The 22,694-nt window shown below is 59.0% G+C and carries 16 protein-coding genes, 13 tRNA genes and 6 pseudogenes; 9 read left to right on the top strand and 26 right to left on the bottom strand.

The window, feature by feature from the left end; all coding sequences use genetic code 11:
* Window positions 1-17: 17 nt before the first annotated feature.
* Both PSC72_RS24680 and PSC72_RS24675 read left to right on the top strand, forming a co-directional pair.
* Window positions 18-1,463, top strand: a complete 1,446-nt coding sequence (locus tag PSC72_RS24680; RefSeq protein ID WP_274326375.1) for a ribonuclease H-like domain-containing protein — start codon at window positions 18-20, stop codon at window positions 1,461-1,463.
* Between the two features lie 275 nt (window positions 1,464-1,738).
* Window positions 1,739-2,014 (top strand): annotated as a pseudogene (locus PSC72_RS24675) (hypothetical protein); the annotation flags it as partial.
* Window positions 2,015-2,067: 53 nt separating this feature from the next.
* Here PSC72_RS24675 and PSC72_RS24670 read toward each other — a convergent pair.
* Window positions 2,068-3,383: pseudogene (locus tag PSC72_RS24670) on the bottom strand (RNA-guided endonuclease InsQ/TnpB family protein).
* 38 nt (window positions 3,384-3,421) lie between these two features.
* Between PSC72_RS24670 and PSC72_RS24665 the strand changes: the two are divergent.
* The 5 genes from PSC72_RS24665 to PSC72_RS24645 all read left to right on the top strand — a co-directional run bounded on the left by PSC72_RS24665 (window position 3,422) and on the right by PSC72_RS24645 (window position 9,681).
* Window positions 3,422-3,565, top strand: coding sequence for a hypothetical protein (locus PSC72_RS24665; protein ID WP_226043215.1), 144 nt, complete (start codon window positions 3,422-3,424; stop codon window positions 3,563-3,565).
* 225 nt (window positions 3,566-3,790) lie between these two features.
* Complete coding sequence (locus PSC72_RS24660; protein WP_274326396.1) at window positions 3,791-4,741, top strand: hypothetical protein; 951 nt, start codon at window positions 3,791-3,793, stop codon at window positions 4,739-4,741.
* A gap of 2 nt (window positions 4,742-4,743) precedes the next feature.
* A complete protein-coding gene (locus PSC72_RS24655; protein WP_248653031.1) occupies window positions 4,744-5,049 on the top strand; it encodes a hypothetical protein in 306 nt (101 codons plus the stop codon).
* 2 nt (window positions 5,050-5,051) lie between these two features.
* Window positions 5,052-7,217, top strand: coding sequence for a type B DNA-directed DNA polymerase (locus PSC72_RS24650; protein WP_248653030.1), 2,166 nt, complete (start codon window positions 5,052-5,054; stop codon window positions 7,215-7,217).
* Window positions 7,218-8,403: 1,186 nt separating this feature from the next.
* A complete protein-coding gene (locus PSC72_RS24645; protein WP_092635370.1) occupies window positions 8,404-9,681 on the top strand; it encodes a Cdc6/Cdc18 family protein in 1,278 nt (425 codons plus the stop codon).
* A gap of 354 nt (window positions 9,682-10,035) precedes the next feature.
* On the opposite strand, the pseudogene PSC72_RS24640 reads toward PSC72_RS24645, so the two are convergent.
* The 18 genes and pseudogenes from PSC72_RS24640 to PSC72_RS24555 all read right to left on the bottom strand — a co-directional run bounded on the left by PSC72_RS24640 (window position 10,036) and on the right by PSC72_RS24555 (window position 16,201).
* Window positions 10,036-10,358: pseudogene (locus PSC72_RS24640) on the bottom strand (hypothetical protein).
* 204 nt (window positions 10,359-10,562) lie between these two features.
* Complete coding sequence (locus PSC72_RS24635; RefSeq protein ID WP_248653029.1) at window positions 10,563-11,237, bottom strand: MarR family transcriptional regulator; 675 nt, start codon at window positions 11,235-11,237, stop codon at window positions 10,563-10,565.
* A gap of 71 nt (window positions 11,238-11,308) precedes the next feature.
* Complete coding sequence (locus PSC72_RS24630) at window positions 11,309-11,554, bottom strand: hypothetical protein (RefSeq protein ID WP_274326395.1); 246 nt, start codon at window positions 11,552-11,554, stop codon at window positions 11,309-11,311.
* A 106-nt stretch (window positions 11,555-11,660) separates the two neighbouring features.
* Window positions 11,661-11,733, bottom strand: a tRNA-Gly gene (locus PSC72_RS24625).
* Window positions 11,734-11,760: 27 nt separating this feature from the next.
* The gene (locus tag PSC72_RS24620) at window positions 11,761-13,290 is read right to left on the bottom strand and encodes a TROVE domain-containing protein (RefSeq protein WP_248653027.1); all 1,530 of its coding nucleotides are present in this window, start codon (window positions 13,288-13,290) and stop codon (window positions 11,761-11,763) included.
* Window positions 13,291-13,398: 108 nt separating this feature from the next.
* Window positions 13,399-13,473, bottom strand: a tRNA-Arg gene (locus PSC72_RS24615).
* Window positions 13,474-13,897: 424 nt separating this feature from the next.
* Window positions 13,898-13,972, bottom strand: a tRNA-Glu gene (locus tag PSC72_RS24610).
* 47 nt (window positions 13,973-14,019) lie between these two features.
* The gene (locus PSC72_RS24605) at window positions 14,020-14,424 is read right to left on the bottom strand and encodes a hypothetical protein (protein WP_158832329.1); all 405 of its coding nucleotides are present in this window, start codon (window positions 14,422-14,424) and stop codon (window positions 14,020-14,022) included.
* 12 nt (window positions 14,425-14,436) lie between these two features.
* Window positions 14,437-14,507, bottom strand: a tRNA-Met gene (locus PSC72_RS24600).
* A 105-nt stretch (window positions 14,508-14,612) separates the two neighbouring features.
* A tRNA-Glu gene (locus PSC72_RS24595) sits at window positions 14,613-14,685 on the bottom strand.
* 34 nt (window positions 14,686-14,719) lie between these two features.
* Window positions 14,720-14,846: transfer RNA gene (locus PSC72_RS24590), tRNA-Thr, on the bottom strand.
* Between the two features lie 4 nt (window positions 14,847-14,850).
* Window positions 14,851-14,921 (bottom strand) — tRNA-Tyr (locus PSC72_RS24585).
* 4 nt (window positions 14,922-14,925) lie between these two features.
* A tRNA-Leu gene (locus tag PSC72_RS24580) sits at window positions 14,926-15,008 on the bottom strand.
* Window positions 15,009-15,050: 42 nt separating this feature from the next.
* Window positions 15,051-15,132, bottom strand: a tRNA-Leu gene (locus PSC72_RS24575).
* Between the two features lie 502 nt (window positions 15,133-15,634).
* Window positions 15,635-15,721: transfer RNA gene (locus PSC72_RS24570), tRNA-Ser, on the bottom strand.
* A gap of 4 nt (window positions 15,722-15,725) precedes the next feature.
* Window positions 15,726-15,798: transfer RNA gene (locus PSC72_RS24565), tRNA-Pro, on the bottom strand.
* 250 nt (window positions 15,799-16,048) lie between these two features.
* A tRNA-Asp gene (locus PSC72_RS24560) sits at window positions 16,049-16,122 on the bottom strand.
* 3 nt (window positions 16,123-16,125) lie between these two features.
* Window positions 16,126-16,201: transfer RNA gene (locus tag PSC72_RS24555), tRNA-Gln, on the bottom strand.
* 724 nt (window positions 16,202-16,925) lie between these two features.
* On the opposite strand from PSC72_RS24555, the gene PSC72_RS24550 reads away from it, so the two are divergent.
* Complete coding sequence (locus PSC72_RS24550) at window positions 16,926-17,546, top strand: hypothetical protein (protein WP_248653026.1); 621 nt, start codon at window positions 16,926-16,928, stop codon at window positions 17,544-17,546.
* 389 nt (window positions 17,547-17,935) lie between these two features.
* On the opposite strand, the gene PSC72_RS24545 is transcribed toward PSC72_RS24550, so the two are convergent.
* The 5 genes and pseudogenes from PSC72_RS24545 to PSC72_RS24525 all read right to left on the bottom strand — a co-directional run bounded on the left by PSC72_RS24545 (window position 17,936) and on the right by PSC72_RS24525 (window position 20,684).
* Complete coding sequence (locus PSC72_RS24545) at window positions 17,936-18,703, bottom strand: hypothetical protein (protein ID WP_248653025.1); 768 nt, start codon at window positions 18,701-18,703, stop codon at window positions 17,936-17,938.
* A 171-nt stretch (window positions 18,704-18,874) separates the two neighbouring features.
* Window positions 18,875-19,270: pseudogene (locus PSC72_RS24540) on the bottom strand (type IV toxin-antitoxin system AbiEi family antitoxin domain-containing protein); the annotation flags it as partial.
* 100 nt (window positions 19,271-19,370) lie between these two features.
* Window positions 19,371-19,778 (bottom strand): helix-turn-helix transcriptional regulator, encoded by a 408-nt coding sequence (locus PSC72_RS24535; RefSeq protein WP_274326394.1) that lies wholly within the window; start codon window positions 19,776-19,778, stop codon window positions 19,371-19,373.
* A 110-nt stretch (window positions 19,779-19,888) separates the two neighbouring features.
* Window positions 19,889-20,323, bottom strand: coding sequence for a hypothetical protein (locus PSC72_RS24530; RefSeq protein WP_274326393.1), 435 nt, complete (start codon window positions 20,321-20,323; stop codon window positions 19,889-19,891).
* A complete protein-coding gene (locus PSC72_RS24525; protein WP_274326392.1) occupies window positions 20,307-20,684 on the bottom strand; it encodes a hypothetical protein in 378 nt (125 codons plus the stop codon). The genes PSC72_RS24530 and PSC72_RS24525 overlap by 17 nt, the downstream gene beginning before the upstream one ends.
* A gap of 115 nt (window positions 20,685-20,799) precedes the next feature.
* Between PSC72_RS24525 and PSC72_RS24520 the strand changes: the two genes are divergently transcribed.
* The gene (locus PSC72_RS24520) at window positions 20,800-21,288 is read left to right on the top strand and encodes a helix-turn-helix domain-containing protein (protein ID WP_274326391.1); all 489 of its coding nucleotides are present in this window, start codon (window positions 20,800-20,802) and stop codon (window positions 21,286-21,288) included.
* 64 nt (window positions 21,289-21,352) lie between these two features.
* On the opposite strand, the pseudogene PSC72_RS24515 reads toward PSC72_RS24520, so the two are convergent.
* Together PSC72_RS24515 and PSC72_RS24510 are read right to left on the bottom strand one after the other, a co-directional pair.
* A pseudogene (locus tag PSC72_RS24515) lies at window positions 21,353-22,179 on the bottom strand (type IV toxin-antitoxin system AbiEi family antitoxin domain-containing protein).
* A 92-nt stretch (window positions 22,180-22,271) separates the two neighbouring features.
* Window positions 22,272-22,693: pseudogene (locus PSC72_RS24510) on the bottom strand (transposase); the annotation flags it as partial.
* Between the last annotated feature and the right edge of the window lies 1 nt (window position 22,694).

The raw sequence follows: 22,694 nt of genomic DNA, 5'->3' as shown, positions 1-22,694 counted from the left end.
AACTACGCTCAAACAAAATGACCCACATTCTCGCCGTATCTGACTGGCGCTCTCAACCTATTGACGATCTCTACACCATTCTCGAAACTGTAGAACCAACTCCAGATTTACTACTGTATGCCGGCGACGACCTCTCACGTTTCAAAAACGCCGATACTGACACAGATCATCTTGCAGAACTTGCTCGCCTCACGAAGCACCAACAATCACTCTATGTCCGAGGAAACGACGACTTCCCCCCGTCAACCGGTCCGCAATTCGATTCGGAATTTACCACCGACCTCCACAGGACTCCATACACCTACGAGGATCTCGTGTTCATCGGCCAGGAAGGATCAACCCAGGGACCTGGTCTCATCACCTATATCGAGGACGACGTCCAACGGCACCTTTCCGAACAACGCGCCGCTTGTGAAGACAGAACTCCGATTCTTGTCACTCACACTCCTCCCTTCGGCATTCTCGATATCGGGAAGCGATTCGGGCAACAACATATCGGGTCGAAGGCCGTCAGGAGCTTCATAGACGACATCCAGCCCCCAGTCACCGTCTGCGGTCATTGCCATCAATTCGGAGGCAGAACTGAAACCCTCGAGTACGGCACGGTGATCAACATTGCGTCCCACGACGGAGTAGACGACCCTGGAAGGTACGCACTCATCACCATCGACGCCTCAAACGAGTCTATCGAGTACGAGTTCTACGACACTGGCCATCTGCTAGGGAGCCGGCTGACTGATCTCGTCCAGGTCGGGAGAAACCGAGTGGAACAGTTCAGTGAGTTAGGGATCACTAACCCAGATGAGATTACCGAAGAACGGCGTGCCGAACTCGAAGCCCTCCCTGGAGCCTCGTCATGGCACGTGGACCGGTGGATTGCTCATCGAGAGGCTTTCGAAAACGATGAGGTCGTGATTCTAAACAAGCCCGCCTTCAACGACCTTCACGATACGGAGCCTCTCCTCTTGGACATAGAAACGGACCTTCAGCAGGATCGGATCTGGCTGGTCGGCACCTACAGTTACCAGAACGATGCGTACCGACAATTCTTCGATCCGGACGACGAGTCAGCACTCCTTCAGGAACTGTCTGAGTACCTTAATGATCATGGCTCCGAGCCAATCATCTACTACGGAGGGAACTACTTCGACGAACAGTGTCTCAGTCGGAGATTCGACGAACACGGCATCACTGAGGGGATCGACCATCTGGAGCGAGCACACGACCTCGGGATAACTGCACAACAGGAACTCTTCGGGCCCTTCAATCGGCATAAATTGGACGTCGTAGCGAGCGCACTCGGCTTTGAATATCAAGACCCGACCGTCGATGGATTTGTGGTCGGGAGCAAGTACACACGATATCTCCTCGACGGCGAAGAACCAGACTGGGATCGACTCAAACAGTACAATATCGACGATGTAACCGCGCTGAGAACAATCGTCGATCACATCAGATCGTAGGCTCGGGGGGATATGCGGGGCCGTCAGCAGAATTACGTGAGGGCGATATCACCATAGGTTCAGAGAGTCTTAACCAACAGTTGAGCTGTGATCCCTCGGACTGTTGGTTAATCCTACACTGCTGTCCGCCTTCCTCTCTGGAAACGTTCTCGGAAACGGTCGAACGATGGCAGAAATCCGTTGCCTGAGTCCGGTTCTACATACCTTCCAGCCCTTCCCTGAAACGCGGAAGCGCCACGCCGCGGCTTATCGGGAACGTAGACAACTAGTCGAGTATGGGAGAACACTCAATATCGAACCGATTGGCGGTGGACCAGCCGACACGGGGGGCTGACCGCAATCGGTCCCTTGCTGACCAGGCCGATCCGGCTACGGACGAGATGCTGTTGCCGCAGCTCGACGACGGCATCACGCTGCTTGATGTCGAGGGAGGCCGCGGCGTCCCGATCCTGCAGTCGCTCGTGCTCGACCATCTCCTCCTGCACGACGGGCCCGCCTTCTGGGTCGACGCAAACGGACACGCGACGACGACACTCGCCCAGATCGCGCCCATTGACATCCTCCCATCCTTAGGGGAATGGGATTCCTCCGGTGGGGATATTGGCTATGCCGCACCCACGGAGGCAAGTTTCCCCGTGCGGGTACTCCGGTTTGTGCGCTCCTCGTTGGGACTGGCCCTCTCGGGAGAGCGTGATAACTCCGACCAGATATGGTCGTCCCACGTGAGGCGCACAGGCCGTGCCATCGACCCGACGTCCAGATTTACGCCAGCCTGTCGTTCGAGGAATGTCCGTGACGCACCGAGGTCGGCGTGCCCCTCATAGCCACACGAACAGCGGAACACGTCACCGTCTCGTTCCGTCTTCTCTCGTTCGCCACACACTGGACATTCCGCCGTCGTGTATGCTTCTGAGCGGACTTCGACCGTGATACCGTACTCCTCGGCGGTCGTGGCGAGACGATCGATGAACGAGCGATACGCCCAGAACTGGTGGGTTTTCTCGTTCACTTCCGCGCTCCAGTAGTCCACCAGCACGTCCGTAAGGTCGCCGACGTACACCGTATCGACACCTTCGTCGTATAGTCGCTCGATCAAATTCCGCACGAGAGCGTCTTGGGCGTGGTCGCGGCGGCGCGTTCGCTTGCGGTACAGGGATTGAATCCGCTGACTGCTGTTTCGGCCCTCTTGGAGTTTCGATTGGAGCCTCGCGATTTCTTCGGTGGTTTCACGGAAGCGGGCGAACAGGTCGCGTCCCTCGTAGAGATACTGTTGGCCGGTGGTTGTGGTACAGGCGACGAGATTGTTCGCGCCCACGTCAGAGCGGCTTCTTCGGAAGCCAGTGGTGAATCCTGTCGAGAATCCGGGACAGTGACAGGCTGAATGGCTCTGAACGTGTCGTCGATCTCGTCGAAGTACAGTTCCAATCGGCCCTGTTCGCCGTCCCACTTGGGAGCGCCGCAGACTTCGAGCCGCAGGCGGTCGTAGTAGCCAAGTCCGTACTCATCTTTCAGGTCTTGGCCGACCGGGATTTCGAGGCGACTCCGTTCACCAGTTTCGATGGTGTAGGAGTCATTACGGATGTACGTCCGCAACTCTCTACCGGCCTCCTCGTTGCCCCAGTAACCGGGAGGGGCTGTGTCCTCGCCATCTTCGCAGGCGGCGAAAAACGACCGCCACGCCTCGCTGTTCTTACGGATGACTTGTTGGGCAGTAGCGGACCCGAGGACACCGACGTACTGTTTGCGGTAGTCGGCAGTATCCCATACGGAGTCGCCGTCGAAGAAGTTCTGGCGGCGCTCGTAATTCAGTTCGTTCCACAGGCTGGCGGAGGCGTCCAACAGCTCGCGGAGCAGTTGCTCATCCTGCTCGGAGAGTGGTCGCACCGCGAACGTATTGGTTCGCCTCACGACAACAGACATTTGTGCCTGAATGTCTAAATGTCTTTTGGACACAAACGATGCGACCGAACATCGACATCTCGCACACACTGAACGGGCGGGTGAAAGACTACGCCGAACAAGAGGACAAGGACCTCGAAGAAGCCTATCAAGAGATTATCGAAGCCGGTCTAGAGGCGGTGGAACATCCAGACGAGCCATAGCGTCTGGATTGTGGGGCCGTGTTGTCGCTCAGACCCAGCCTGAAAGGATGGCCCACTCGTTACGAGTCATTCGAATCAAAGTCATTTTGGAAGCCTTCTCGGAAACCTTCGGACGATCGCCAATATCCAGCGCCTGAGTCCGATTTACCGCATTACTCAGTCATTCCTTGGAAATGCGGAAGCGACACGCCGCGGCTTATCTGGTACGTGGCCATCTACTGGAGTATGCCCGACCGCTCCACATCGACGTCGAACCGATTGGCGGTAGACCAGCCAAAACGAAGCGCTGACCGCAACCAGAATCTGGCTAATCAAGCCGATCCCGCGACGGACGGAATGCTGCTTCCCTCCCTTGATGACGGTATCACGCTCCTCGATGTCGAAGGTGATCGGGGTGTTCCGATCCTTCAGTCATTGGTACTCGATCATCTCCTCTTGCACGACGGGCCCGCTTTCTGGATTGACGCAAACGGCCATGCGACGACGGCCACGCTGACGCAGATAGCCCCCAGTCAACGGTTGCTCAACCGAATCCACGTGGCACGCGGATTTACCGCCTACCAGCACTACGGCGCCGTCTGTGATCTCCCGACGGCAGTGAACAAGTCGATCCAAATGTCCACCACCGATGCCGGGGCGGCCGGTCGACGGGCACCAAGTCGCGACAAGGAAACGTCCCCCCACACACCCGCCCTCATCGTCGCGCCGGCCGTCGACGCCCAGTACCGCGCCGACGATACCCTCGGCGAGACTCACGCAAAAACCCTCCAAGCCCGCACCCTTGCCCGGTTAGCGACCTACGCCAAGGGGTACGACATCCCGGTGCTCGTTACGCGAAACGAACAAAACGAATTCACCGAGCCAGTCGCGACGGTCGCCGACCATCACCTCGAGTGCGAGCAGACGCGGATGGGCCCACGGGTCGTCGGCGAGGACTTCGAGACGCTCGTCTATCCCGTCGACGACGGCGCGTACTACCAGACGACGTTCGCGTACTGGCGGCAGCTGCTCGCGGCACGCGCCACGCAGGTCGGCGTTGAACCTACGACGCCGGCCGCGCCGACGCCGACCCCAGAGGGCGTCGGGACAGGCGTCACAGCTGACGGTGAGACGGTGGCGGCCACCGCGGACCCCTTGCTCGATGCGTGGACGGCGAGCGGTACAGGAGGCCGATAGCGATGGGGCGTACGAACCCAACCTACCGAGATGCGCTGCGGGCCATCGAAGAGCGCTGGGCAGAGTTCCGGCGGGCACTGCGGCGTCGCGACCAACCGCGCTTCGACCAGCTGTTCGAGTACGCCCGCAAGCACGCCGACGCGAGCGGGCTGTTGAACCACCAGAACCCGCTGCTGCCGGCGCTGCTCAGCATTGATCTCGAACAGGAGGGCCGCCTCGACGACCACGAGGAACGCCTCGAGGAACTCGAGGCCGCGGTCGCAGCACGTGATGACAAGGAGGCCGCTCCATCAGACTCGGACCCGTGACGATGCCGTTCAGCATCGACTTCCTGGACGACGGCCGCGTCCTGGAGTGGGAGGCAACCGCCGACGGCGCCGTCGCGACCGAGCGCGATGACTACACCCCACGCTTCTACGTGGCCGGTCGCGACCCTGATGCCGACCTCGACCTCACGACACTCCAGTCGGTGTACGACCAGCACCCGGACGTCGTCACGACCGAAATGGTTACGCGACGGCCGGGCTTTCGACGGGCCGAGGAGACCGTTCTCGCGGTCGACGTCGCCCACATCGACCGCGTCACCCCACTCGCCCGGAAAGCGCGTCAGCTGTCGGAGTATCCGGTCGGGGATCTCGCCTGCTTCAACGTCGACTTCTCGCGGGAGTTCCGATACTGTCTAGAGACCGGCGCCGATCCGACACCCGCGAGCGAGCTGTCGACGCTCCGGCTTAGCGTGCCGGTGACCGAAACGAGCAACGACGTCTACGGGGAACTGTCCGTCGCCGGCGACACCGTCACCGGCTCGCCGACGGATATCCTGACCGCCGTCCAGGGGGCGCTCGAAGCACACGATCCGGACGTCCTGGTCTGCTCGACGAGCGAGATCGTCCCTACTCTGTACGAGATGGCGACGGACGCCGGCGTCGACGACTTCTCGCTGAGTCGATGGCCGGACATCGACTTCCAGCAGCTCGCGAGCCGGTCGACGTACTCGAGCTACGGCCGCGTCGGTCACTCACCGGCGCGGTACAACGTGCCCGGCCGGGTGATTATCGACGAGTCGAACACGTTCTTCTACGGGGAGACGAACCTCGACGGCGTCCTCGACCTCGTGTCGCGCTCAAAGAAGCCCGTCCAGGAACTTGCGTGGGCGTCGATCGGGAACGTGCTGACGGCGATCCAGATTTGCGAGGCCCACGACCGTGGCGTCCTCGTGCCATGGAACTCCTGGCGCCACGAGTTCTACAAGCCGATGGGGACGCTCCATGACGCCGACCGCGGCGGGTTCATCTTCGCGCCCGAGGTCGGCCTCCACGAGAACGTCCACGAACTCGACTTCTCCTCGTTGTATCCGAACATCATCTGTACCCGGAACGTCTCACCGGACGTCATCCGGTGTGACTGCCACGGCGACCGCGACGACGTCCCCGGCCTCGGATACTCGATCTGCGACGACCAGGGCTACCTCGTCGACGTGCTACAGCCGATCATCGACGCTCGCGACGAGATCAAGGCGGCCATCCGTCACGAGAAAGAACGGGACGACCCCAACGAGGACCGGCTGGCGGAACTCGAGGGACGGTCGGGAGCGCTAAAGTGGATCCTCGTCGCCTGCTTCGGCTATCAAGGGTTCAGCAACGCGAAGTTCGGCCGCATCGAGTGCCACGAGGCGATCAACGCGTTTGCTCGCGAGATACTACTGACGGCGAAACAGCGGCTGGAAGCCGGCGGCTGGCGGGTCGTCCACGGCATCGTCGACTCCATCTGGGTGACCCCGCATCCCGACGTCGACGACGATGACCGCGAGGACCTCCAGACGCTCGCAACGGAGATCACCGACTGCGTCGAGATTCGACTCGAACACGAAGCTCAGTACGACTGGGTGGCGTTCGTGCCGCAGCGCGAGAGCGACGCCGGCGCGCTGACCAAGTACTTTGGGAAGGTCGCCGGCGACGACGACTTCAAGGTCAGAGGTATCGAAGCCCGACAGCGTTCGACCCCGCCGTTCATCGAGGACGTCCAGCGGGACTGTCTCGAACGGCTCGATGCCACGCGGTCACCGGACACCGTATTTGACTGTCTTCAGGACGCGATCAAGCGCCTCCACGCTGGAACGGTGCCGGTCGAGCAGCTCGTCGAACGGAATCGTGTCTCCAAGCCGCTGGAAGGGTACACGCAGAACACGCAGAACGTGGCGGCGCTGAAGCGGGCTCGGGACCAGGACCTCGCTATCCACCCGGGACAGGACATCGAGTACGTGGTCGTCGACGACGAGAAGAGTTCGCGAGAGCGGGTCGCGTTGGCCCACGAAGAGGTAGAGTCGTACGATGCGTCGTACTACGAGACGCAACTCGTCAGAGCGGTCGAGAGTGTGCTGGCACCGCTTGGCTGGGATCGGACGGAGATTCAACGCGAGATCGAGGAAACTCGGGAAACGGACTTGGCCGCCTTCACCGAGATTGAGAGAGGTTAACCAACACTATCGAGGTATCGGGAGGTTTGTTGGTTAATGCTGAGTGGAGACACGGAAGGGACCTGGAGAGAATACTTCGCCCACACACCCCTCGTCCAGAGTGAAAACCAATCAAGAGAGTGGGGTGAGGTCCACGGGAAACGGGGGTTCTCGTGGGAGAAGCTCAGCAAGAATCACGGTAAGACTGCCTGAGACGAGAGAACACGGAAGAAATGGAACAGCAAACACGAGCAGCGGTTCGAAACCACCCGGACGAATGCCGCCTTCGTCCTCTTTCCTGTGCTGAATGCACTTGGAGAGTGGTAGGGGGTAGGTAGTAATAAAACTTCTAGGTAATACTATGCAGGTTGGTATGTTTGGAGGATCTTCGACTGTGTGACGACTGCTGTTCGAGGGATACTCGTCTCACGTCTTGTGATTTCGGTACTTCCCAGCCGACTCGTCGTGTGGTTCCCGCCCGGTGAGCCGAGGGACTCTCGTAGCGTTTCACTCTGGACGAGGGGTGTGGGGGTTCGATTCCATCGTCCGCGTATTATGAGACGTTGAAGGAACAATCGTCATTCTGACTATTCACCAACCACCGAACCGGCATCAAAGCCAAAATCGGGATTGGTATTTCCCGATCTCCCTCATCAATCGGAATCAAGATACTCGATCCCGACAGTTCCGATTGTACCCTGCTTTACTTCGGCTGGAGATCTGACCTGCGTCTTCACTCTTGACTGGGGGTGCCGACGAACGCTCGTCACCATCATTCGAGATTCACACTCCACTCCAGCTCGTCACACCGGCGCTTTCACTCTGGACGAGGGGTGTCTGCCGTGCGTCAGACATCCAGTGCCGATGTGTCCTCTCATAGAAATGATTGATTCCCCAGTTCGGGAGATACACTCTGGACGGGGGGTGTCGTCTCAACCAAGTACGCTGCTCACCGGATGGAGGGCTATTCACTCTTGACCAGGGGTGTGTCAAACCCGCTCCGGTCCGGCGCTTTCACTCTGGATTGGGGGTGCCGGTTTGCGTCGGTAACTCTTGCTCCGAATCCGATTTCACTCGGGACCGACTCGAACCTTTGTGAGGATGATACGCCAGCGACGAAACATCAGAAGACGACCATAGCCCGATTTACACTCTGGTCGAGGTAGCCAAATCATTAAGTAGGTCCCATCCGCGATATCTGATATTGATGGCTGAGGAACCGTCCCAACTCTCTGACTTCGACGGACGCTACGAGGATCCCGCTGACGATCCCCTCTTTGACTTTGATGAAGACGACCCCGACCGAGCCAACATTTTCGCTCGAAAGGAACTGCTGAAGGTTGGCCACGTCCCTGAAAGCGGCCGTATCGTCGGCCGGGATGGCGAGATCAAGGCCGTTGCTGCTGAACTCAGGCCGATCGTTCGTGGCGATCCGCCCAACAACGTGATTATTTACGGCAAAACGGGAACCGGGAAGTCGCTCGTTGCCCGTCACGTCACCGAACGAGCCCGCCGAGCCGCGGAGTCGAACGGTGTGTCCGTCGGCACGGTCTACGTCGACTGCGCGCAGCACAACACACAGACACGCGTCGCGAGGACGGTAACTCGTTCACTCAACGAGACGGACGAGACTGACTTCGATATTCCACGCGCAGGGATTGGCAGCGGTGAATACTACGACTATCTCTGGGAGATTCTGGATACTGCCTACGAGTCAGTTATCATCATCCTCGACGAGGTGGACCGACTCGATGACGACGATATTCTTATGCAGTTGTCGCGGGCCCGCGAATCGGGGAAAGCTGATTGCCACTTGGGCGTCATCGCAGTCAGTAACAAGATCGAGTATCGCGACCAGCTGAACGAACGCGTCAAGTCCAGTCTTCGCGAGGAGGAGTTTGTCTTCCAACCCTACGACGCGAATCAACTGCGCGAGATTATGAAGCACCGACGGGACGCGTTCCACGATGGCGTTCTCTCGGATGATGTGATCCCGCTGACGGCGGCACTAGCCGCCCAAGAACACGGTGACGCCAGAAAGGCAATCGAAATTCTTCGTCACGCCGGGGAACTAGCCGAGCGAGAAAACGTCGAGACGGTCGTCGAGGAACACGTTCGCGATGCCCAGGAGTGGGCCGAAATCGATCGGTTCGAGGAGCTGCTACGTGGGTCGACGACCCAGGTCAAATTCATCCTCTATTCGCTCGCGCTGCTCACCGAAGAGAATCCGAACGAGGATGGATTCTCTACCAACCGGATTTACGAACGGTATCAGGCGACGACAGAGAAGGCTGACGCGAAGACTCTCAGCGAGCACCGCGTCTACGAACTGTTGAAAGAGCAGGCGTTCCTCGGTGTCGTTGAATCAACTCGGACTGGTGGTGGCCGGGGTGAAGGCAGTTATCTCGAGCACCGGCTGGTTCAGGACACCGGCATCGTGCTGAAATCTGTCCTCCGGGACAGCCGGTTGGAAGACTTGGCCTAGCTCCCGTTTCGGTCGCTGACCACACCCCTGATCACGAGTGTATCTCCCGATACGTCGGAAACGTGGGGTGGGTGATCCGAGGTCGTCTTGTCCTCCCAATAATCGACTTTGGGCGGGGTGACGAAACGACGGAAACGTGGGGGGTCTGACCCCCTCAATCGTGGCTGCGTTCCCTCCACCGACCTCCAGTTACGACGGAAACGTGGGGTGGGTCTGTTCTCTCCGAGTGTTACCTGTCTGGGCTGACCGGACACATTCACACTGTGGGGTGGGGTTGAATCCATTCACACTGTGGGGTGTGTCCTCTGCTACTAATTGCGCTTGACAAAACCCTCGGCTACGGTTCACCACCCTCTACTCGTCGGGATTGACGGGGCCTTTATACTGGGAACGAACTTTTTCGCCTTCTCGCCACTGCCAGTAGTAGTAGCGGTTGTCGTTAATCTCCTTGATCGTGATCGTGGCCTTCGCCGGGACGTCGTCCGGCAGATCGTCGGGACGTTCTTCGATTTCGCTTTCATCTGAGTCCTTTTCGAGACGTGCCTCGCGAGCTTTGTGCTCAGCTGCTCTTCAACGTAGCGGGCAACGTGCTGGAGCTGCTCAGAAGAGGACCCGTTGAGCGTATTGACGAGGTCTGTCGGGAGTTCCGCCGGCGGCGTCGGTGGCTCGTAGGACATCAGCGGTCGCCTCGTGTTAACCAACAAAGCGCGCATCGGCATAGATTTGTTGGTTAATAAGATATCGTCCCGTCACGGGCTGAAGAGTATGAATAGCAAACTATTCAAAAATAGCAACCCGGGGACGCCGTCGATGTCAAACCAACGGCAATCAAATAAACCTCACCGTAGCGGAGGTCGAGAACTCAATTGGTGCTGTGAAGATCACGACCATTCTCTCTCTGACTCACGGTAGGAAACGTCGAGATCGAGATCGTCGTACATACGATTGAGCATAGCAAGTGCCGACTGAAACGTCGCATAATGCTCCCGCATGAACTCTATCGTCTCGCCCCGAGAAATGACTGGATATCCTTCGACGTGGTCGGGGTTGAGCACCGAACGCTCGTCGAGGACGACTTGGAGAGGGGCTTCAAACGAGTCCTCCGGTCGACGCTCAAATCCTGTCGGGATTCCAAATCGTTCGAAAAAACGCTGCCAGGCGTCGGCATCCTCCTCGAGGACGGTAAGAAAGAGCGGGTAGTCGTCAGGGTCGCGACCGACCTGGTAGCCGCCCTGAGTCCACACGTAGACGGCGTCCACCTGTGTAAAGGCGAAGGGCCAGTCACCGAACTGTGGGAGTACGTACGCCTCTTCGATGGACGGTGGATTCACGCCGGCACTTGTGACCAGCAGGTCTCGTGCCGCCTTACGGACGCGATCGTCGGTCACGAACAGTCCATCATCATATCGAAGATACCCCCTATCCTCTAGTTGATTGACTGCTTGTCGAACCGTTTCGTAGGGGGTGTGGAGATGTTGGGCTACCGTTCGGATCGAATCCCCAGGATTGACTGCGAGCAACACTCTAGCAGCAGTCTCATCAAACGGTTCGTACATCTATCAGGTGCCAATATTTTGGTAAGAGTCAAATAAATTACTACACTTTCGGCTATGCCGTTCTGAACGGCCTATGCAATCCGTCTGACTGACTCAAGTCCCGAGACACCAGCCAGTCTGTCTCTGACCTCTTCCTCGCCAATCGCCGTAGCCCATAGGACCGTAATTTCGACGGTGATGTGTGTGGCTGACAGCTGTGGCTCGATACTATCCAGTTCGTCAATCGTGACGTTATCGATAGTTTCGGGCCGCGAGAGACGCTTCTCAGCGTCAGTGACGAGGTCCCCATCCGCGCCGCAGGGGATTCGAATCGTCACGACGGCAATTGTCGTCGAGTCAGGTCGGTGGTATTGGATACTGCCATATTATCATCTCCGTTGAGGCGCGTCTCACGGGCCAGATGTTCGACAACTGTACTCTGAGTGCACGAGGGACGATTCGAACGCCCGTCTCGGTCGTGGCACGACCGCGTGTTTCCGAACTCCACCACTCGCGCATCCTCAAAGAAAAGATCCGAACAGGGCTAGGTCAGTTCGAACGCCTCGATCTCATCGATGATCTGCTTCGGATTCTCGGCGTGTTCGATGAACGAGAGGACGTTCTCCGACCATCCCGAGATGTTGTAGACGTTCTCGTAGCCTTCTGGCGTCACCAGGTCGCCGTAGGCCGCGAGATCGACGAGATACAGCGCGGTGTCCGCAGACACCTCGTCCCGATACGTATCGAACGCGTCTTTGACCGTCTGGGAATCGCGGGCCGTGAACGGCGTGTTGGCCCAGATCTGCATATCGGTGAAGACGACGATCCGTTCAACAGCATCCCCTCGGTCGTGGAGGTGCTTGATCGCCTTCCAGCCGTTCGTCGAGTTCCCGACGTCCTCGTCGAATGCCAACACCGCCGCTTGGCGCTGCAGTACTGGCGTGTCGACGTGCATCGGAACGGTCTGGAAGTCGTCGCCGAACCCGCCGACGTCGGCACCCTGGTCGGCCAGGATCGCACCGAACAACGCACCGATCTCCTTCAATCGGAGCGTGCTGTTCGCGGACAGCGGCTGATCCATCGATCCCGACAGGTCGACCGCGACAAAGGTATCGCCGAATCCGCCAGGCACCGTCTCGACCGCGACATCAATTGCGTCTTCGAGCCACTGCTCGACCGTCGGTGCCTGGACATCCGCGTCTTGCAGCGCGGTGTAGGCCTGGTAGTACCGGAACGGGTACAGCGGCGCGTGTCGGACTGCCTCCAGGTCGAGGTGATCCACGACGGTGTCCTCCGGAACGCCGGCTTCGAGCATGTTCCGGAGGTTCCGGATCGATGCGAAGATGGGCAACGTGTACTCGTCGTCCTCGATGAGCAGTTCCCAGGCGGCTTGGGTGTTGCCGCGCTCGGAGATAACCGTCTCCCAGGTGTTGGGCGCCGGCAACGGGTCGACGTCGGGATAGTTGTCGAGGCCGCCGCGCATGAACCGCTCGAAGAGCGCTTCCTGCTCGGCGTCGACGGGCGTGGGGTGGACGCGGTTGAAGACGTCGTATAGCGTCACCTCGCGCCGCGACAGCTCGTACTTGCCCAGCGTGTAGGCGTCGGCCATCTCCACCAGCGCGTCCTCGATCCCGCGTCGAAGCGGCCACGGCGCAGTCCCGCCAAACAGCTGATCGTGGACCGCGAGCGCGGTGGCCGTCTCGTCCATCCGCTGGATGATCGCCGGCGCCCATTCGCGGATGAGCGACTCGGGGGAGTCGTCCTTGAACCGGTCGTCGTTGGCCGCCAGTACGAGTAGCACTTGTGGGATGTCCCGCAAGTAGAGCTCCTGGCGCGCATAGGCTGCGAGCTTCAGGACGAACTCCGGATCCTCGTTTGCGGCGGCATCGAACTGGTGAACGACAGCAGCCAGCTGCTCGTCATCGGTCTCGTAGAACGAGCCCTCCAGCAGTTGGTTGATCGTGCGCTTGTACAGTGCGAGTCGGGGGTCGGCAGGCTCGAACGCTTCTCCACCTTCATAGTTGGTGGTCCGCGTTGCCTCCGCGACCGTTTGCTTTGGCGTGTTGAATTCCATCCTATCACCCGGAGCCGCAACAGGCGACTCCGATCGCTGCCCACACGCTCTGTGAGCAGCGAGTATCGGGAGAAACTTCCCGAACCAGCCTCGCTTCGCTCGGCTGGACGTTCCCGGCACGATTCGAACGTGCGACACCCGGCTTCGAAGGCCGGTGCTCTGTCCTGACTGAGCTACGGGAACACGAGTGGCCGGACAATTTCTGGAGCGAACGACGGGATTCGAACCCGTAATGTGCCATCGACGTAGCGCTCCAGATCGACGGCCACTGGCGACACGGCGACCGGAAAACTGTCGGAGCGGGACCGGTGTCGAGCGTCCTCTCGTACGCTCTTTGTCCGGGATGTTCTCGATGGACTGCGCCACCGACAGGATTTGAACCTGCGAGTTCCTAGCGAAGCAATGCTCCGACTCGACGGTCGCCACGTGCGGTCGGGCAACCGGTGGCGCGACGGGCTATGACTCCCGTTGGTGTGCTTTGCAGGCGAAGAAACGCACCACCTCGACGACCACACGCTTGGGGAAAGCCGACCGTGACAGCGTCACGGATCCGTGGCTGCCCGCTATGTCAGACACGGAAAAAACGCTGTCAGGGCCAGCCCCCGAGTGCTCCCGAGGGAATCGAACCCCCGACCTCCACCTTGAAAGGGTGGCGTCTCTCGCCAACGGAGACTCCGGGAGCGCAGTAGGGACGAAATCAAGCGCTGAGGTGCGGCGGATACGCACGGATTATCGCAGGCGTTCGAACCCCTCGAGTTGCCCGTGCGTGAACGTCACTTGATACGTGACGAGTGTATCGAGATTCTCGAAGGAGTGTTTGAGCTCGAAGCGGCCGTGGTAGTCGTCTCGTTCGATCCAGCCGTCGTGGACTCGGTTCCGACAGCCGGCCATGTAGAGGAGATCTTCCTCGTCGACGTCGTCACGGCTCGCGTATGGCCGGTCTTCCGGCGGGACCGCTTCGGTGTGCCACTCCTCTTCGAGGAGCCGACCGTCCGCCGTAATCCGAAATGTGGCCATGGTCGGTCGATCGATGCCTTTCGTCTGCCAGTCGACGTCCTCGGCAGGAGTAATCCCTTCGGGGTACTCTGGCAGGTGGACATCGTCGTAGAGTTCGACTGTATCGAATAGTCCCATTGTTGTCCTCCATTGCGGGACCAGGAGTCGAACCTGGGCCTCGGGGATATGAGCCCCGTGGACTGCCATTATCCTATCCCGCAGCACACAATTCGGAACTCACTCATGGGCATCTCTTAGTTCTCCACAGCTGTCCGTGTCCCTCAGTCTCGTCGGCTGGAAGTGAGAGGTCTCGGACTGTTGGAGAATGCTCCAGCCCGGATTCGAACCGGGGGCTCGGCCGTGAGAGGGCCGTGAGTTTGGCCGCTACTCCACTGGAGCGGGTTGGTCTCGTCTGGAACGAGTCGTCGGCCAGTGGGACGGGCAGGATTCGAACCTGCGTGTTCTCATTACAGGTGAGACGAAGGAACTCTCACCGTCGCACCGGCTCTCCGGTGAAAACTCGGTGAGAGTGTGTGAATGCCAGGCTCTTCCACCGTCCCGCAGTCTCCCCGGCACGACTCGAACGTGCGTCTCCTCCTCTACAGGGAGGCATCGTACCGCTAGACCACAGGGAGAAAATGTCGCCGCGAGGATTCGAACCTCGGAAGGACCTACGCCAGCGGGTCTGAACCGCTTCTCGTTGACCACTTGAGTACGGCGACGTAACGGTGAAGCGAGAATTGTCTACAGGCACGATGGCCGGATGCCGCCACCAGGATTCGAACCTGGGAAGGACTAACCACACGGGTCTCGACCGTGTCCGTTTGACCACTCTGGCATGGCGGCGCAATTCGAGAATTGCCAGCGACTCTGCGAATCACTTCGGCACGCAGCGGCGGGAGAGCCATTTGAACACTCGTGTCCTTGCGGACGCTGCGGTTCCAACGCAGTCCCTTGACCAAGCTACGGAAATCCCGCCAACGGTGAGACGGAGAGTCGAACTCCGAAGCCTCGCGGCTCTCGGTTTCACACCGAGCGCGGTCGCCTATCCGCATGTCTCACCATCTCCGTCGGAACTTGCTCCGACAAGCCCGCCTCGCGTTTCTCACCGGGACACCGGAAGACGCGCATTACTCAGCTTCTGACCCTCTCTACCGAGGCGAATGTGCTCATCAGCACCCAGTCACGGCAGGGATGGATGGCGGTCACCTTGTTCCGTGGAAGTATGCGCCGTCCTCGGTGACGCAGATTTCCACGCTTCCAATCGTGTCGATAGACGTTGTTTCACCGATCGGGACGTGACGGAACGCTTCCTCCTCGCAGGCAGGGCAGACATTCGTTGTCATGACGCCGCGACCCGGATTCGAACCGGGAGACCGATAGCAGACGGCCACGGCATAGCAGGCCGCTGGGTTCCCCAATACCCAGTCGCGGCACAGTGAGCCGACGCGGATTCGAACCTCGATCCTGTGCGCCCAAGGCACAGATCGTCGTCCGCTGGACCATCGGCTTACCGGACTGCCGAGCGTTCGGCAGTTGATTATCTATCTGTACGACTTTCCAACTGCGCAACCGCGACCGAGTAGTCGTGGTTGCGCGTCTCATCGCGGGGGCGTACTTCGGGAGGTTCCCGGGAATACCACACCGGCTCATGTAGGTTGCGGACCCTGCTGGGCCCAGCATCGTCGGAACGATCCAGCTGATCGCACCAACGGGCTGCCTACCTCGATGGGTATCCCCACGTGGCCACGCCACGCATCCACGCCGACGCCGGGGTTTGAACCCGGATCACGACCGCGACAGGGCCGTATGCTCGCCGGGTTACACCACGTCGGCATGTCGCCCCGGCCGGAATCGAACCGGCGACCTCCGGATTCAAAGTCCGGCGTCCCTCGCCAGCGGAGACTCCGGGGCTCTACGTAGCCGCAGCTCTCGCTGCGGGGCTGTTGGCTAACGACTTCCGTGCGCTCAGCGCGGACGGAGCCCGTTCGACCCTGTATCGAAACGAACGGAAACCAATCAGCCGCGAGCCTGGCATCCCGCACTCGTATTAGGCTGTGTCCTGAGCGAGTACTGGGCACAGGCAGGCGGCAATCCCGTGTTCCCCGACCCGTGACGGGTAGTCCGTATGGGGGCCGAGTTATGCGGGTGAGAGTGTCCGGCCGTCGCCGGATTGCGTCGAACTCTCGTATTCGAAGTCGACGTGGATCCGGCGGTTTGCGCCCGGGCTCTTCGCACGCTGATCTTGTAGGCACTCGCCGAACACGGGACCCGCGGCTAAGCGAGAACGAGCACGCCGCGGGGTGAGGCGAGTGATGATCATCGTGTTGAACTCTCTCGGTTTGAGGAGTGTATCGAACGTCAGCAGAAAATATCGTGGCAATTGTATTAAAATTAGTTTGGGTGTGTTACTCACAGGCACGGCAGTCACACTTCGAGATACGGTTACATATGACGTTCATCGTCTAGGATCGGCTGTCGTCGATAGCCGGGTGCTGGCCGGTGTCCTCGATTGGATTCACAGAAACTATTTACACCAACCTGCTCTCTGTGACGATAGATGAGTGGCCGATCGTCGGTTCGGTTCTAGCCGGGAGCCCAGTCACACGGCGTGACTGACGGTTCTCGGTTGGATACCAATGACCGAGAATACCGACTCAAACGAATCTCAGAAGCCAGAGAGTGCAAACAGCGGGTATTCCAACCACACCGAACAGCGATCATCCCCCGGATGCCAGTGCAGTGGTGCTTCCCCTCCGTGCGATGCGTGTAACACCACCCAGTCCGACAAACTCCACGAAATCTCCCTTGGTGAGCGGGCGTATGATGTGTGTGGTGATTGCCTCCAGCTCCTCGTTGACGACGTCGAGGAGTACCACTGGTGGGACCGCCTGACTGAAGCGCACTACAATCGCGCTGCCGAGTTTCTCCGCTCCCTTGATGCAGTCTGGTGTGTCAAAGATCAGGCGTACGCTGGCGGGGAACTGTGGGTCCACACGCCCTATTGCGATGCTGCAGTCGTCAGAGATGTGTGTGACCACTTTGGGTTCCAGATTCGCTGGTTTAGCGTTGTATACCCCGTTGACGATGGCTTCGAGTGCGTCTCCGAGCACGGACCCTGTATCGAGATCAACCTCACGTTTACAGCCCACCGTTCGGATCCACTCCCGCTTGAATACGACATTCAGAACGACGTGACGTACCACGAGATCGAGTGGCTCGATGAGTATCGGCGCCTGTTCACGTCGCCTCTCGAGTAGTTCGGACTCGCAGATCGAATTGCCTCTCCGAAATCCGTTTGTACAAACGCCTCACCATTTGACGCCCCGACCTGAGTGCCAAGAGCCTGTATTCCATCCTCACCGATATACGTATACATAAATCGGAGAGATTGGAATCTATGAGGGAGTGGAGCTACGGGTTATCGACTGTTTGCGGGATCGGTCCTACTCGGTTGGCGAGTTAGCCGATGCTATGATAAACGCAAATCGTGCGAGACTTTATACGTTGGCAGAGCCAAGATTTGCTTGACTAATGGATCTGGACGACGCGGTTGAGGAGGCTCTCGCAACATACGGGATGTCGCGGAGCGAAGAGGCCGAGGAGACGGGCCGAACAGTCGCGATGCTCCAAGACTAGCGCACGCCGTTCACTCGAGGTTCCGAATTTTCTCTGCGAACTCCGCCTTGGATAGCCCAGGGGTCTCCATCAGCTCGGGGTTGTCGGTGCGCTCTACTGCCTCTTCGACGAATTCGATCCAGAGTTCCTCGTGCGCTGTCGCGTAGACAGCTTTCGCTTCTGAGGGATACATATCCAGCTCGTATGCCGTCAGGTCGATCTGGACCTCGTGTTTCCGCTCAAGCGTTGTCGCTCCGAAGTCAGAGAGATGTTTGAGTAGAACATTCTTCCGACGAACCGTCAAGAGTCGTTTTGACTCGTTAATATACTCGTTTACCCACTCCCGCCAGTCGTATGTCTCTGAGTCGATTTCCACGGAGGTCTCTGGCATCGAGAAATCGGAAGCAATCCGACGGAGGTAGAACTGAATCAGGGCAACTGCAGTCCGATGGTTCCCATTCGGAAGCGCGTGTTTGAGAATGATATTTGAGGCGAGACGGCCTGCAACATCAGTCGCGCTGCCCTCCCACGATGTCCGGTTGAGCGCGTCTGGGAGTGCATCGATGTCGATGTTCTTGTACGCTTCAACGGGAACTCCTTCTTCTTCCTCGTTCTGGGCTATGAGTGCTTGATAGATCTCGAGGAGCCGGGCAACGATGGTACCGTTATCAGCACCCATCTCTGAGAGTGCCTCGCCAAGATCGAATTCGAGATCGCCGACGTCCCCACCACCGACGCGGAAGGTATAGATACCGAAGTACTCGCTGTCAAGATCGTACTTGCGAACCTTCACCGCCACGTCATCGTCGTACTCGACAATCCTGGCAACGATCTCTGATGGAGCCTCGTGGACAAAATCAAGAGAGAACTGATTGTCGCCGGTTGGTGATAATAGACGTGACCCATCTACCTGATTCGCTGTACTTGGAGGAGCATCTTAATTCACGCTACCTTTCGGACCGACCTGGCATCAGGATTCCATCGAACCGAGTCTCTCCCAGTCGACGTTGATTCGGAGATGATACTCACTGTCGTAGCTTCCCTGTTCGGATCGCATTGGGTCGAGGAGCGGACACCCGCTCGTGAATGACTTGAGGAGCGTCTCACGCGCCGGGAGGTCAATGCCGAGCTGGTCGGCGAGGTAGACGATCCGCTTGGTCGCAGCGCCGTTGTCGGGTCGCTGGAGGCACTCAACGACCGTCGCCCACGAATAGTCTCGATCCTCCGCGACGACTATCGCCTGTACGAATTCTCGGATGCCACCACAGAGTTCGGGATGGTCGGTACAGTCAACGGTCGTCTTTTCCACATCTGCGACGTTCACGGCGGTGCCCTCGATGAGCCTCGACTCGTAGCCGAAGAATTTGATCTTGAGCGGAGCGACTACGTCCGTGAAGTCGGTCAGTCAGTGGCTGATCTCCGGGACTAACGACAGACTATCGCTCCCTATTCTCTGACAATCACTCCTAATCCGGACGGGGTGTGTTCTCGTATTTGACCATCTTCTCGGGCTTATCGGCGATGGTGTCGTAGATCTGCTGAAGTGTCTCCTCCGCGGCGAGCAGATTGTGCGTCTCCAAGAACTCGCGGCCGTCTTCGGTGAGGCCGTAGAACTTCCAGGGATACCCCTGCCGGCGCTGGTCGTCGTCCAGGGCGACCTCTGTGACGATGCCGGCGCCGATCAGCTTCTGGATGTGCTTGTAGACGGTCGCATCGCTCACACTGGGATTCAGCTCTTCGAGTTCGTACATCGATGGGAGCTGTTGGGGGTGAGCGAGAATATCGCTGATAAGCGAAAATCGTGTCTGCTGTGTAATGAAGTGGACGAGTTCGCGTGGTGTCGTGTCGTCGCCGACACCCGAACCAGCATCCATAACGATGTGTTCGACCGGGCGTAGTAAAGTAGTTTACCCGAGAGTAAACTACCGGGCCAACTCACTCTGATGAGTGTACCGCCAAGCGAGTAGGGCAGGATAATTCACTGTTACCCACTCTCTTCCCACTCCGGACGTGGCGTCGGGGACGGGAGTTCGTCAACCACAGTTCGGAGTTCGTCCTCTGTCGTCCACGGGAAGCACCGCTCGTGGAGTTCGAATTTGCGGAACTTGTTGAGATGGACCCAACTGTACGCTGCCGGCTCTTCGCCCTCATCTGCCCGGTCGTCGATCACATCCCACACCTCCTGTTCGTCGATGTCGAGACTGCTCTCTTGGGCGCGATCAACGAGCGACTCGACTTTTGATTGGACTTCATCCGCCGACAAATCGTCTGCGAACGCGATCTCGAGGGCGGCCTGAATGACGTGCTGTGTCGAGTCAAGGTTCTCGTCAGTCACCCACGCGTAATCACGTGGGAACACGTACGACTTGTCGAAATACGGCGGGTCATCGATTTCGCCCAATTCAGGCGCCTCTCCCACCACTCTCCTTCTCGAAGACCCCAACGATGTAGTCGCTGTATGTCGCGAGCAACGAAAACATGATATCGAACGTATTGAGGCGGTCAGTCGGAAGTTCGAGGAGATCACCCATGATGAACGGATAGGCACCGAGCTGCTTCGTGAGTTCGTTTTGGACGGCGTGAAGCCGGCGGATATAGGGGTCGCGATAGCTCCCCAAGATGAAATACGATGTCCGCTGACTCCAGAGATACGGCAATTCACGCTGGGTGAACCGCCAGATTTCCCGTTTCTCTGCAGGCTCAAGTTCGATGCCCCCGACGGCCTCGTGAACAACGGTCATAATCTCCCCAGCGTCCGGCGGCGGGCTTGAGTCAGTCATTAGCTGCTGATTCAAACCACACCACCTTATTCCTTCTGAATCACTTTGGTTTTTTCTGAGTTAACCAACTTGGACAACCCTAACTGTTATAGCGTCCTATCTCGTACCATCACGTATGAGCGAAACCGACACTGGCGCGGCCGATGCAGGGCCGTTCGCGGAACAGCAGCGGCTGTTCAAGCTGCTGTCCCAGGATACGCGCCATCTCATCATCCAGGAGCTGCTGGGCCACCCCGCCCATCTGATGTCGCTCGCCGAACTCGAGTATATGACGGGAAAGAGCCAGGCGGCCATCAAAGACCAGTTGGAGACGTTGATCGACGCCGGGCTCCTCGCACGCTACACGTACGAACCAAGCGAGGGAAAACGTGATCTCCCCTCCCAGTTCTACGGATTCACGGAGCGGGGCGCCGAGGTCCTCCACGACTACAAGTATCTCCGTGGGCTTCTGGTCGCACGCGCTCTCTACGAAAGCACGCGGAAGACCGAGAAAATCGAACGCCACGAATCGGCGCCCCGTCCGGAGCTTCCTGAAGCTGTCGCGGAAGCACTCGAGTTCGACGAACCCGATCTCGACGCCGTCGATGGTGGTACAACCCGATAGTTCGTCGTAGAACAGCCCCGTTCTCAGTGCCGGAGACTGAAGGTATGCTGACTTCGCACCCTGGTCAGGACTCCGTCGGCTCTAGCGTGGCTGGCTCGACGTTGATTCGAAGGCGATACGTGCTGTCGGTCGATCCGGTTTCGGGCCGCGTCGGATCCAGCAGCGAGTACCCACTCGTGAACGACGCGACGAGTTCCTCACGGGCGGGGGTTGATGCCGAGCTGGTCGGCGAGGTAGACGATTCGCTTGGTCGCAGCACCGTTGTCGAGGCGTCCGAGGTACTCACCGACCGTGTCCCAGTCGCAGCCCCGTTCGTCGGCAGTTCGCATCGCGGTCGCAAGTTCCCGAAGGCCACCACAACTCGGGGTGGTCCGCACAGTCGACCAGCGTCTTCTCCAGGTCGCTGACCTGAACGGTCGTGCCCTCGATCGATGTCGACTCAAAGCCGAAGAATTTCCGCTCGGTGACTGTCGTGACGCGGTACGGGACGCCGTGGATCTCTCGGCTTTGCGCCCGGGTCGGCGTGACGACGTACACCGTCCGGGGGACCTGTTCGGTCAGCCCGTGGTGGCTGAGGGCGCTATAGTAGCCGATGTACATCGGCTCGGCGACGTGGGCGGCGATGAGGTACTCGTGGGTTGTGTACACGGCTTCCTCGCCGGCAGTGAGTGGAATGATGAGATACGTGCCCGGGAAGAGCTGGTCGAGCCAGCCCTTTTCGGTGAGCCGGGAGGCGATCTCGCGGGCGGTGTTCGGGGGGACCTCCAGCGTCGTCTCGATGTCGTCGACGGAGATGATCTGGTGACCCGCGCCAGCGAGTCGTGTAAGGAGTCGACTTTCTCGAGTCGAGAGACTCTGGCGTATATTTTGCAATCGTTCTATAGTACTCATACCTGCGTTTCCTACATAGAGTATAAACACGGGCCTGCTTTAGCCTTGCCCCATCCCTCTTAGCTTCCTTAGAGGGTGTCATAGAATCCATCTCATACCGTGATGACGGTGCTTCCCGGATTGTCACCTCGTTCGTAGTTGGTGACGGCGACGACGAGTCGAACGCAGCGCAAGGAACACCTGCGCTCGGGCGTGGACGCGGCCTCGGGCGCGTAGCGTCCCGAGGCCGCAGTCCTTGACCGCATCGTTCGTTCGCTCGACCTGACTCCGGCGGTTGTACGTCTCGTCTGTGATCGACTGTTTGAGCTGAATCTCGTCACTGTGTTTCTCGATGCGGTCTTCGACTCTGTACTTGATATTGAGCGGATCGTCGGTGTTTCGCGGGTTGTAGGGCGATTGGCACGACTCCTGCGGTCAGCAGGAGGTCGTGCCAGTCGAGCGTGTCGTAGGCGCTGTCACCGAGCATCCAGATCGGCTGGGCGACGGCGAGCGCGTCACGGGTGACGCGCATCGCC

The organism is Halosimplex aquaticum, from assembly GCF_028747785.1.
In the GTDB taxonomy this organism is placed as follows: Archaea; Halobacteriota; Halobacteria; order Halobacteriales; family Haloarculaceae; genus Halosimplex; species Halosimplex aquaticum.
This window is presented reverse-complemented; position numbering and strand designations above follow the sequence as displayed.

Coding starts and splice junctions, on each gene's coding strand:
- PSC72_RS24680 (WP_274326375.1), top strand. CDS start 18: ATGACCCACATTCTCGCCGTATCTGACTGGCGCTCTCAACCTATTGAC.
- PSC72_RS24665 (WP_226043215.1), top strand. CDS start 3,422: ATGCGACCGAACATCGACATCTCGCACACACTGAACGGGCGGGTGAAA.
- PSC72_RS24660 (WP_274326396.1), top strand. CDS start 3,791: ATGCCCGACCGCTCCACATCGACGTCGAACCGATTGGCGGTAGACCAG.
- PSC72_RS24655 (WP_248653031.1), top strand. CDS start 4,744: ATGGGGCGTACGAACCCAACCTACCGAGATGCGCTGCGGGCCATCGAA.
- PSC72_RS24650 (WP_248653030.1), top strand. CDS start 5,052: ATGCCGTTCAGCATCGACTTCCTGGACGACGGCCGCGTCCTGGAGTGG.
- PSC72_RS24645 (WP_092635370.1), top strand. CDS start 8,404: ATGGCTGAGGAACCGTCCCAACTCTCTGACTTCGACGGACGCTACGAG.
- PSC72_RS24635 (WP_248653029.1), bottom strand. CDS start 11,237: ATGTACGAACCGTTTGATGAGACTGCTGCTAGAGTGTTGCTCGCAGTC.
- PSC72_RS24620 (WP_248653027.1), bottom strand. CDS start 13,290: ATGGAATTCAACACGCCAAAGCAAACGGTCGCGGAGGCAACGCGGACC.
- PSC72_RS24605 (WP_158832329.1), bottom strand. CDS start 14,424: ATGGGACTATTCGATACAGTCGAACTCTACGACGATGTCCACCTGCCA.
- PSC72_RS24550 (WP_248653026.1), top strand. CDS start 16,926: ATGACCGAGAATACCGACTCAAACGAATCTCAGAAGCCAGAGAGTGCA.
- PSC72_RS24535 (WP_274326394.1), bottom strand. CDS start 19,778: ATGGATGCTGGTTCGGGTGTCGGCGACGACACGACACCACGCGAACTC.
- PSC72_RS24525 (WP_274326392.1), bottom strand. CDS start 20,684: ATGACTGACTCAAGCCCGCCGCCGGACGCTGGGGAGATTATGACCGTT.
- PSC72_RS24520 (WP_274326391.1), top strand. CDS start 20,800: ATGAGCGAAACCGACACTGGCGCGGCCGATGCAGGGCCGTTCGCGGAA.